This is a genomic window from Rhizobium sp. M10 (assembly GCF_002531955.1).
Taxonomy (GTDB): domain Bacteria; phylum Pseudomonadota; class Alphaproteobacteria; order Rhizobiales; family Rhizobiaceae; genus Rhizobium; species Rhizobium etli_C.
This window is the reverse complement of record NZ_NWTA01000012.1, coordinates 210,491-221,705: the sequence shown is the minus strand read 5'-3', so window position 1 is coordinate 221,705 and position 11,215 is coordinate 210,491. Positions and strand designations below refer to the sequence as shown.

At 61.0% G+C, this 11,215-nt stretch carries 6 protein-coding genes; 1 reads left to right on the top strand and 5 read right to left on the bottom strand.

Translation table 11 applies throughout. The annotated features are described in order from the left end of the window. Positions 1-131 precede the first annotated feature (131 nt). From CO671_RS20645 to CO671_RS20630, 4 genes are all read right to left on the bottom strand, one after another. Positions 132-3,158 (bottom strand): glycoside hydrolase family 38 C-terminal domain-containing protein, encoded by a 3,027-nt coding sequence (locus CO671_RS20645; protein ID WP_097607477.1) that lies wholly within the window; start codon positions 3,156-3,158, stop codon positions 132-134. 232 nt (positions 3,159-3,390) lie between these two features. Then, entirely contained in the window at positions 3,391-5,826 is a 2,436-nt protein-coding gene (locus CO671_RS20640; RefSeq protein ID WP_097607476.1) for an ImcF-related family protein, read from the bottom strand. A gap of 32 nt (positions 5,827-5,858) precedes the next feature. Continuing rightward, complete coding sequence (locus CO671_RS20635) at positions 5,859-6,758, bottom strand: M15 family metallopeptidase (protein ID WP_097607475.1); 900 nt, start codon at positions 6,756-6,758, stop codon at positions 5,859-5,861. 5 nt (positions 6,759-6,763) lie between these two features. After that, the gene (locus CO671_RS20630; protein WP_097607474.1) at positions 6,764-7,534 is read right to left on the bottom strand and encodes a SpoIIE family protein phosphatase; all 771 of its coding nucleotides are present in this window, start codon (positions 7,532-7,534) and stop codon (positions 6,764-6,766) included. Between the two features lie 120 nt (positions 7,535-7,654). On the opposite strand from CO671_RS20630, the gene CO671_RS20625 reads away from it, so the two are divergent. Continuing rightward, positions 7,655-8,395, top strand: a complete 741-nt coding sequence (locus CO671_RS20625; protein WP_097607473.1) for an OmpA family protein — start codon at positions 7,655-7,657, stop codon at positions 8,393-8,395. Between the two features lie 33 nt (positions 8,396-8,428). Here the strand turns inward: CO671_RS20625 and tssH are convergent, their stop codons facing one another. Next, a complete protein-coding gene (gene tssH / locus CO671_RS20620) occupies positions 8,429-11,161 on the bottom strand; it encodes a type VI secretion system ATPase TssH (RefSeq protein WP_097607472.1) in 2,733 nt (910 codons plus the stop codon). Between the last annotated feature and the right edge of the window lie 54 nt (positions 11,162-11,215).

Here is an 11,215-nt window from a genome sequence, read left to right as displayed (position 1 = left end):
TGATGCCGAAAAGTGTGAGCGGTTTTCGGACGACATCATGCTCTAACTCTTTAATTTAGAACAGGATTCGGCTTTTAGGCCGGCCGGGCCTAAAATCATCCTGTTCCAGGCGTCATCTTTCAACAGCAGTCTCAGGCCCTTTGCAGCTTCCAGGTCCTGATCTCAAACGGCATGATCTCGGCAGGTCCTTTCCGCTCCATCGGCTCTTCGAGAATGTTGAGCGGCTGCGAGGCCGACCATCCGGACGGCAGCGCAAGGGAGAGGCGGCCGCGCCGGCCGGCAGGTTCATAGAGGCGCAGGATCAGGCCATCCCCCTCTTCCGCCGGCTTCAGGCCAGAGAAGGCAACGGGAGTGCCGTCGACAGCGAGCGGCGCGAAAGTGCCGGCTGACAGGTCTTGAGCTTCCGCTGTGACGAGCGGCTGGTTGAGATCGATTGCCTCGTCGAGAACGCCGCCCTCATGCCATGCGCCGTCATGCGGCATCAGCGCATAGGTGAAGCTCTGCTCGCCTTCGTCGGCCAGCGGATCCGGATAGATCGGTCCGCGCACCAGGCTCATGCCGATCACATTGCCGCGGGCGCTATGACCGTATTTGGCGTTGTTGAGCAGCGCCACGCCGAAGCCCGGCTCGCTGATATCGACGAAACGATGGGCAACGGCCTCGAACATTGCCTGTTCCCAGGAGGTGTTGGTGTGTGTCGCCCGCTCGACGATGCCGAAGGCGCATTCGAATGTTGCTTTGCGGGCCTTTACATCGACCGGGTTGAGGGTGCGCAGCAGGGTGCGGCGGTCATGCCAGTCGATCGTCGTTTCAATGTCGAGCCGCTTGGCATTGGCGCTGAGCACATAGGTCTGGGTGACGCTCGAATTGCGGTAGCGGTGAACGACACGGATCGCCGCGCGGTGCGGGCCGCTTTCGACGAGCGAGATGCTTTCGGGCGCTTCGAGACGGACGGCCTTTTCGGCATAATCGGCATCGATATCCCAGGCGTCCCAATTGCGCGGCTTGTCGGCCGGATAGACCCAGAGCTGGTTTGCCGAGCCGTCGACCGCTTCGCGGCCGCTCGCCTTATGAACGAGGCTCGCAACCGCACCGTCCCTGCCGATGACGACCGCGAGATGATCGTTTTCGAGGCGATCGGAACCTGCCTTCAGCCCGCCCGCCGGCTTCAGCACCTGCCGGTCGAAGACCGCAACGGACAGAGGGGCGACGATATCGGCGGCCGAGACGACAGTGCCGTCGGCAAGCGTGGCGCTCAGCGGCCGCGGCGCAAGCGACGGATTGACGACGACAAGCGCATCGCCGACGCTACCTTTCGGCAGATGGGCCGACAGTGCCTGCAAGGCCTTGGCCTGTTCGGCCTTGGCATGGTCGATGACACCGCCGAGCTCCTGCTCGGCATCCTGATAGACCTCGCGGATGCTCGAGCCCGGCAGAATGTCGTGGAACTCGTTCTTCAGCACCACCCGCCAATCCGCTTCAAGGCTTTTGGGCCTGTCGGCGCCCAGCAAATGCGCGAGCGAAGCCAGGGTCTCGGCGGTGATCAGCGCGCGTTCGGCGTGGCGGTGCATGCGCTTGACGCCGCTTTGCGACGTCAGCGTGGCGCGGTGCAATTCGAGATAGATTTCGCCGTCCCAGACGGGAAGATTCTTTTCCCGTGCCGTGCCGTGCGCCTGCTCGTAGAAGCCCTTGACCGTGCCCCAGCGCGCCTGCGGGATGGCGGGGAAATCGCGCAGCTGCACTTCGCGCTCCACCATTTCGGGCGTGACGCCGCCGCCGCCGTCGCCATAGCCGACGGCGAGAAGCGAGGAGTGATGCTGCACCTTGCCGCGGAAATTCTTCCAGGTCGGCACGTAGCAATCGGCCTGCACGAAGCCGTTGTAGCCCTGCATCGGATTGTCGAAGGTGTGGGTCAGCACCTGGCTGCCGTCGAGGCCCTTCCACCAGAAAAGATCGGAGGGAATATGGTTGGTCTCGCTCCAATTGACCTTGATGGTGAAGAAGCTGTCCATGCCGCCCTGCCTCAGGATCTGCGGCAGCGCGCCTGAGAAACCGAAGCAATCCGGCAGCCAGCACACCGTATGACGGAAGCCGAAAGTCTTTTCGAAATAGCGCTGGCCGTAAAGAACCTGGCGGACGAGGCTTTCGCCGGTCGGCATGTTAGTGTCGGGCTCCACCCACATGCCGCCGACGGTTTCCCATTTTCCTTCCGCGACCTTCTGCTTGATGCGCTCGAGAAGTTCCGGATCCTCCTCTTCCATCTGCGCGTAATAATGGGCGGTCGACTGGTTGAAGCGGAAATCGTCGGAGCGCTCCATCAGCGACAGCGCCGTGTTGAACGTGCGCCGCATCTTCCGCCGCGTCTCGCGATAGGGCCAGAGCCAGGCGAGGTCGATATGCGCATGGCCGGTCAGCAGCAATTCGCCATTCGGCGGATAGCGCTTCTGCAATTCCTTCAGCCGCGTCGTCAGGGCCTCGAAGGCGGACGCCGCCGAAGCACTCTGCTCGTCGGTGAGACCCGCCGGGTTCGCCTCAAGCTCCGGCAATTCCCAGATCTTCTGCTGCATCACGGCATCGGCGGTGCGGGAGACGTAAGCGGCGGTATCCGACGGCCAGTCGAGGCTGCGCAAGGCGTGCTCGGCGGCATCGACCAGATGCGGCACGACTTCATGATCACCAAGCACCTCGATCGCCTCAGAAACCTGCTTCAACAGAAGATGCAGGCGATGGGCCGGACCGTCGAGCCAGATGAAGCGGGCCTTGTTCAGTCTCGGCGCGCGGTTCGGTTCGCCGAAGGGAAAACGCGCGACGCTTTCCGTCGCGATCGAAAAGCGGCGGCCCTTGAGCGGAAATTCCTGATGATAGGGATCGAGCCCGAATGTCTCGCTCTGGCCATCCGGATAGCTCAGCGTGATCAGGCTCTCGCCGCCGAGATCGAGCTGCAGGCGGATATCCTCGAGCGGCCAGCCCGCCGGCGCCTCGGCGCTTGCAGCGAAATGCACGACGCCCTGGCGATGCGGCCAATCCTGCTGATGGCCGATCGGCTCGCCCTCGAAGGTCCAGCCGTCGATCGGGCTACTCTGCCGATCCCGCCAATGCGCCAACTCGGCGATGCGGACTTTGAGGCGATCGAGGCGTTGGGCAATGGTCAGAGGCATGGTCTATCCCTGTTGAAAAAATCGGCGGCGAACGATCCGGAGTCATGGCTTTGGGAGATGAAGATGGTGCGACAGAGATCGCGATATGCCGGCCCCTCCTCCCAGCGGGTCCTGCCGGAGCTTAGATTAAGTAACTTTGATTTGCCGTCAAGTGCGAAAGGGATGTCGCCCGCCGGAGAGGCATACGTGACTTTGTCAGACAAGTGCCTCCGTCGCTAAATCCGTGGTGACGTCAGAGGCTCGATGGACATGTCAGTTCCCGCATTAGAATGCGCACGGAGACGGGGTTGGCAGGCTCGGCGAACGACATCTGCAGGTAGGCGCGTGCGCCGGTTGCCCGCACGTCTATGAGAAACCGCCGGCCGCCGTCGCGTGGCCGCAAGCGGGACCCGTCCAGAAAGCGCAGCAGACCCCACGGCCCGGGCGTGCTTTTTTTCTCAACCGCGCTACCGCTATCGAAGGAGATTTCGAAGCCGCGTGATGGCAGATCGCCCGGCCAGCTAAAGGTCACTGCCCCGCCTGATGTGGTAACCGGCGCGTGTGCGCCGCCGATCGAGATGGTAGCCGCACCGCGTTGTGCAAGTGCCTCCAGCGATACAGGGAGATGCGGCGAGGTTCCCTGACGAAAGAGCGCGTCGCCGATCGCGGAAGCTTTCTGAAAGAACGTTGCACTCTCGGGCGCATAACCAGAAAGCCGTGCTCCCGGTTTCCAGCGCCACGGCGTCGTTGATATATCCATCAAAGGCGCCAGTTGCGTCCGGAAATAGGTCTCCACGAGACCCTTGGGCGCGAAAATGCGCGCGACTTCAGCCATATCCGCGTCCGACCCGTCAAAGAACGGATAACGGCCCGCGACAGCAGCCTGGCAAGCCATAGCGATCTCGCCCCAAGCCCCTAGCGGCTTTGCTGTCGGGACAGGATCTTCGGCCTTTTCTACCGCCTTTGGAGATGCCGTCTGCGAGATCACGTCTTCGACCATTTGTACGACGAGGAGCGGCGCTTGCTGCAGGGCGACAACAGAATTGGCACGCTCCTGCGCATCCATCAGCGACTTTTTACCGATTTCGGAATTTCCGTCGAGAAGAGCAAGCGCGACATTCAGCGACACAAAGAGGCGCGAGATTTCCGACATGCGACCCTGCTCCACGAATTGGATGGCAGGTCCGAGTGTCGCGGCAATTCGAAGCTGGTTCGCATGGCTGCGGCTGCGGTCGGTGCCCCCCGCCTGACGCCATGCCTCACGGATCAGGGCCGAGAGCGGTGAGTTGGTGGCGCTTAGCACACCGCTGACAATAACCGCGCTCGGTTGGTCGGTGAATGGCCGAACACGAAGATCGCCGAGGTATTGAGACCACGTCTCCAGCGTGCGCTTCTGAAGGAGGTCCATGACTGCATCAGCGCTTGTCTCGGCTCCGGCGTGTAAGAGGATGGCAGTTTCGGCTTTCGCCTTCCCGATCGCCTCTTCTGCAGCACCAGAGCGCGCGTGGGCCCATCCTGCCTCAGTGTAAAGACCGGGCACGGCCTGCTCGATGGGCAGTCCGGACCTGCGGATCAATATCCTGTCGAGACCAGGTGCTGCCTGCCCGAGAGACCAGGCAGGCAGGCCCGCAGTTTTCTCGGCCCGGGCGAGTTCCAGCATGGCGCGCTCGTTTGCAAAACCCTCTGAAGCAAACTGTCTTGCTTGAGCAATTGCTTCGGGATCCGGCTCTTCAAGATCTGTTGGAGGTCCGGACATGGCAGCGACATGCATTGCCATGCCGGCAAGTCCGGGAAATGTCTGGGCTCGATCTTCGATCCAGCCCGCCAGGAACCGCGGTTGCCAGTCCGATGTGCCCTTCAAGATAGACCAGGCGCGTAAGGAATCGTAAAGTGCGGTCGCCTCCCCTTCCGTGGCGAGAGCAACACCAAGGGCTTCAGCAAGCGGGCCGCTGGCCAGGGCGTCGACGGCTTGGCCATAGCGCCGGCGTGCGGCCTCTGCTGGATCGAAAATCCCTAAACGATGAATGAGACCAAGGGGTGAACGCTGCGCATCCTGCTCAACAAGTCGAACTCCTGCAAGGAATGCATCGAGTTGGGCTGCGCGCGCCGCCGGTGTTGCCATGCGTCCGGCTTCTACGACACGTGCGACATCGGGCAGTTGCGACAAAAGCCGCTCACCAAACCGCCATTCCGCCCATCCTGCCCAAACCGCCAGAATTGCCAGGAAAAGTCCGATCACAAGAGCAGCAAGACCGCGATCCGCGAGGGTTTTATGCCGTGTGCCCGATAGAAGGGCCGCCTGGACAGCGTCGCTACAGTGACCGAGGAAGCGGGCGAGATCCCGGCTCGCCGGCCCTGCCTTCGCTGCCGCCCGCGCGCGTTCGGCGAGGCTGCCGGCCGCCATAACGCCCCCAATTGGAAGAGCAGCGGCCAGCGCGCGCTCCCACTTTCGGATTGACAATGCCGGATTGTTGCGCGCTCGCGCATCAACCAAAGCAACAAGGGCATCGCGCGCATCCAGGAGCCAGTCCTGGGGGACCTTCCTGCGCCGTGCTTCCGTTTCGAACGCGGCGACGAGGGTCCGTGCCATTGCCGCAAGCTCGCGTGGATCCGGGTTCTTTTCGCTTTCGGCCCGTTTTGCAAGATCCAGCAGCGGCTGCGCCAGGGCGGCGAGCACATCTCCCTGCATAGCGGCTGGACCCGGCGGTTCGAAAACGCTCTTCACAGCTTGCCCTCGGCCGCCCATTTTCGCAGCAGCGCCTCGCCTACCTCGAAATGCATAGAATCTTCGCGGCTATAGCCCGCACCCCAATACCAGCCAGCCTCGTTGAAGAACTCCGCGAGCACCACAAGCCCGAATTGCGTGCTGTTATCGCCCATGTTGTCGAGGTTCTTCTTGAGCGTCAGGTCTACGGCCGCCCCCCACGCATGTGAGGACACCGACTTCGCCGACCCACGTACATACCTTGCACAGAGCGCGCCCGCGGTTCCGATTGCGGCATAGATGTCGGGCTCTTCTTTTTTTAGGCGCGCCATGATCTGCTGAAGCGAATCGAGCGCTGGCCTGATCATGGTCAGACGAATACCGCCGACGTCGCGGGTTTCGAGTGCATGCAACAATTTGGGATTGGTGACCGGTGCACAGGTGGTTGAATAGGTGCTTCTCGGTTCGCCCAATATCTGTCGCAACACGGCCGGGGTCGGGCGTATGACATTCTCGTTGAAACGCTTCTTAGCCAGTTGCATCGGTTCAGTCAGATTTCCTTCTTCCTCACGCGGTGCCATACCGCCGAACTGGTCCGTGAAGAGGGGGGAAGGTTCTGTCTGTTGGATGGCTTGCGGATTGATGACAGGGGCTGTCTGAGCAGGCTCGGGAGGTGGAGCTTTTTCCAACTCCATCACCCTGCCGCCGACATCCGCCATCTGTCCTTTGAGGGTGTTCAATTCAGAGCGCAGCCCCCGAATTTCACTGTCCTGCTGGGCAAGTTGCTGTGTGAGCCGATCTATCTTGCCCGCATTCGGATCACGCTCCGTATCTTGCAAGAGGTTTCCGACAAACGCAAAGATGACGGCTGCGAGAATGATGCTCATGCCGATGACGATGGCCGCGATGGCATTCATTGGCCTCAAGATATCGCAGCTCCATCAATCTGGACGACAATCACTGAGACGTTGTCCGGGGCACCGTTACCGAGAGCAGCATCGATCAATCGCTGACAGGTCGCCGCCGGGGTTGAACCGGCATTCGTAAGGGCAGCGATCTCGGCGTCCGCCACACAGTCGGTTAGCCCGTCAGAGCAAAGAATGAGGACATCACCCGGGCAAAACGAAACTTCGGTGGTTTCGACGACAAGATGATCGGACGCTCCAATAGCGCGTGTTACAACATGCGCTTGCGGGTGCTGCCAGGCCGCAGCGGGAGAAAGGCGCCCATCGTCGAGAAGCTCCTGCACGACCGAATGATCACGCGTCAGCTGTTGTAATTCTCGATCCCGCCAGCGGTAGGCCCGGCTATCGCCCGCCCATGCAAGCGAAATAGTGCCGCCGTGCAGAAGCGCAGCCACCACGGTTGCACCCATCTGTGCCACGTCGGCCGAGGTTGCCCATCGCCGAATGGCGGAATTGGCGGCCTCGAGCGCGCCCACCAGATCGGCGCTCGAAATTGGCGCATGGGGAAGCAGGGCTAGATGCTCGATCACCAGGCCTGCCGCGACGTCGCCGTGGCCATAACCGCCCATTCCGTCGGCAACGGCCCAAAGCAAGCCTGTGGGATCTATGAGTATCGCGTCCTCGTTGCGGTTGCGAACATGACCGGTGTGGCTCAGCCCGGCCCCTTTCGGCCTGCCCGGCCAGCTCGGGACCCGCGTCGATGGGCTATCGGGATACTCCGGGGTCATGACCGGAAGAACCTCATCATTCGCTCCGCCGTGAGGACCGCCACGGAAGCGGTTGCACCCACGAACATCCTATAGTAATTTTTTGGCCAGGCGAAACATTTTTGCCGAGAGGAACCTAAAATGAAGCGCCTGCTGACTTTGAAGCTGCTGGTGTCTCTCGCTTTATTCTTCACGTTACAAAGTGAATTGCGTGCACAGGAACTGAACGAGACGGCGCTCAAGGAACGTTTCCAGAGGCAAATGGAATTGTTCAAAGCCGCCAAGCTGGGGCCGTCCCGCGGCCTCGTGCTGACCAATTCCGGGCCTGCGCCGGAGGCAACGCCAGTGCCGATCGCCACGCCCGAGACCACGCCGGCCAAGATCGGCTCCACTCAAGCGAGCAGCAATCCGGACGCTTCGGCAAATCCGGCTAAAGAGGAGACTGTCGAGGCCAGTCCGACTTCCGGACAGGGGCCGGCGGCGACTTCACCAACAACTGCAGCAGCGACGATAACAACACCGCAGACATACTGGAAGCTACCTGACGATGATCAGGTTAACTACCGCGTGCAGTTTGCTTTCGATTCCTCTGCCATCGCACCCGAGCAAAAGCCGATGCTGCAGAAGCTCTGCAGTGTGGTGAAAGAAATGGATATCAAGCTCATTCGCATTGTCGGTCACACCGATGCCTCCGGCGGAGCGAGGTACAATCAGAATCTCTCGACGCTGCGTGCAAGGGAAGTGGCGCGCTTCTTCACAGAGGATTGTCATATTCCTCGTGAACGGCTCGAGGCTGTTGGCGTTGGCGAGCAGTTTCCGCTCGATCCACAAACGCCGAAAGCTGACGAGAACCGACGTGTCGAATTCCAGGCAGTCAGCTAAAGACGCACAGCTGCCGCAAATGCCATCTGAGCGCTATTCAAAGGCGTAGTTGAAGCCTTCCGCAGATGCCCCGACCGTCGCCTTCGTCAAGCGTTTACCATCCAGCGCCCAGTTCAATATGCCGGTGCTGAGGGCCGGCAGAAGCGTGTTGGTCAAGATCGCATCGATCATGCGACCACCCGACTCCACTTCGGTGCAGCGCGCCTTGATCAAGTCGATAACGCCCTCACCTATGACCAGTTCGGCGTTATGGCTCTTCCGCAGTCGCTCTGCGATCTTCGCAAAATTTGCCTGAGTGATTGCTTCGATCATCGAATCCGAGAGGGGATAATAGGGCACGACGATGACGCGCCCGAGGAAGGCGGCCGGGAACACCTGCAGCAACGGTGTCCGCAACGCAGCTTCGAGTTCTTCGGCTGGCGTTCGGGAGAGCCCGTTGCCGGTCAGCTTCATGATGACATCCGAACCGACATTGGAGGTCAGCAATATAAGTGTATTTCTAAAATCAATCCGTCGACCCTCGCTGTCGTCCATCATTCCCTTGTCGAAGACCTGAAAGAAAATCTCGTGGACATCGGGATGCGCTTTTTCGACCTCATCGAGCAGAATGACGGAATAGGGCCTGCGGCGAACGGCCTCGGTCAGAATTCCTCCCTTGCCATAGCCGACATAGCCTGGGGGTGCTCCCTTCAGGGTCGAAACCGTATGGGCTTCCTGAAATTCCGACATGTTGATGGAGATCAGGTTCTGTTCGCCGCCGTACAACGCCTCGGCAAGGGCAAGCGCCGTTTCCGTCTTGCCGACACCGGACGGTCCACAAAGCAGGAAAACGCCGACCGGCTTTTCCGGCGACCCTAGTCCTGCGCGGCTGGTCCTTACGCGGCGTGCGATCGCTTCCATGGCAAGGTCCTGGCCGACAACGCGTTCGCCCAGAATTCCGGCGAGCTTGAGCGCCCTTTCAGTCTGGCCCGCGAGCATTCGCCCGACGGGAATACCTGTCCAGTCCTGAACCACCGAGGCGACCGCGTTGCGGTCTACCGACAGGAGCATCAATGGCGTTTCGCCCTGCATTTCGGCGAGTTCCTGCGTCATCGCCCTTAGGCGCACAAGGTCGGCATTTCCGTCGGGGGCTTCCTTTTCGCCTTCCGGGGTCGCTGAGGAATTTTCGTCGGGGACCGTCGGATTGGGCGCGGTAGCGCCCGGTTGCGACAACGCCGCATCCAGGGGAACTCCCTCGCTGCGCAGCCTGGCCCGCAGGTCGAGAACATCAGACACCAGCAACCGTTCCTTTTCCCAGCGGGCTTGCGCCTCGGCTAGGGCCGTCTCCACCGCGCCAAGGGCGTTGTCGACTCTAGCTTGACGCTCTGCAACCTCAATGCCGATGGACCTTTCGCGGCCGATGATCCCCTGCTCGATCTCGAGAGCCTGTTTGCGTCGCAGAAGATCTTCAACCTCGGCCGGCGTTGCGTGCTGTGATACGGCCACGCGCGCGCAAGCGGTATCAAGCAAACTGACTGCCTTGTCGGGCAACTGACGGGCCGGAATGTAACGATGTGAAAGGCCGACCGCCGTTTCGATCGCCTCGTCGAGGATCTGAACCCGATGGTGTTTCTCGAGGATGCCCGCCACGCCGCGCAGCATGAGAACGGCGCTTTCTTCGCTGGGTTCCTCAATCTTGACCACTTGGAAGCGCCGGGTCAGCGCCGGGTCTTTCTCGATGTGCTGTTTGTACTCCGCCCATGTCGTTGCGGCGATCGTGCGAAGTTCGCCGCGCGCCAATGCCGGCTTCAAAAGATTTGCGGCGTCTCCCGTTCCAGCAGCCCCGCCCGCTCCGATCAGCGTATGTGCTTCGTCGATGAAGAGGATGATCGGCGTCTCCGATGCCTGAACCTCGTCGATGACCGTCTTGAGGCGTTTTTCGAACTCGCCTTTGACGCTCGCTCCGGCCTGCATCAAGCCAACATCCAGCATGTGGAGCGCCACCCCTCTGAGTGGCGGCGGCACGTCCTCTGCCGCAAGGCGAAGCGCAAAGCCTTCAACGACCGCGGTCTTGCCGACCCCGGCCTCGCCCGTCAGGATCGGGTTGTTCTGCCGTCGGCGCATGAGAATATCGACGATCTGGCGAATTTCCGGGTCGCGACCCACAACCGGATCGATCTTGCCTTCTCGAGCCCGCCTGGTCAGATCAGTCGCATATTTGGCCAATGCGGAATCGCCGCCAGCCGGTCGTTCCTTTCGCGGCGCTTGTCCAGCTTCGCGCCTGCCTTTATTTTCAAGCGATTGCGAGAGTACGTCGTCCAGGCGAGCAAGGACGGAATCGGCGTCGATCCGGTCGAACTCACCGCTGATCTTCAACAGCAAGCCATCAAGCACCGGTACCTTTCTACAGGCCAGAAGGACGTAAGCGCCGCGCACCTCTTCTGAGCCGAACTGAAGACTTCCGAGACTCCAGGCCTCCTGGACAGCGTGAAATATGTGGTCTGAAAACTCTTCAATGGACGTCGCGCCATAGGGCAGCTTGTCGATCGACCGCGCCATGTCGGCTGCAAGACGCCCGAGGTCCACGCCAGCGTCGGCAAGGATCAGTTGGAAATCCGCGCGGTCGACGAGCGCCAGCTGCTCGATCCAATGCACGAGTTCGACATAGGGATTGCCCCGAAGCTTGGCGGCGTCGGCTGCCGCCTTGAATGCACGCAGACATATCGGATCGAGCTTGCCGATAAGTTCTTTGCGTTTGAAGCTGTGAGAAGACACGTTCTGCTGCATGCCGGTCGGCTCCTGCCAGGTGCTCTCGAATGAACGAGCCTAGTCTTCAATCTC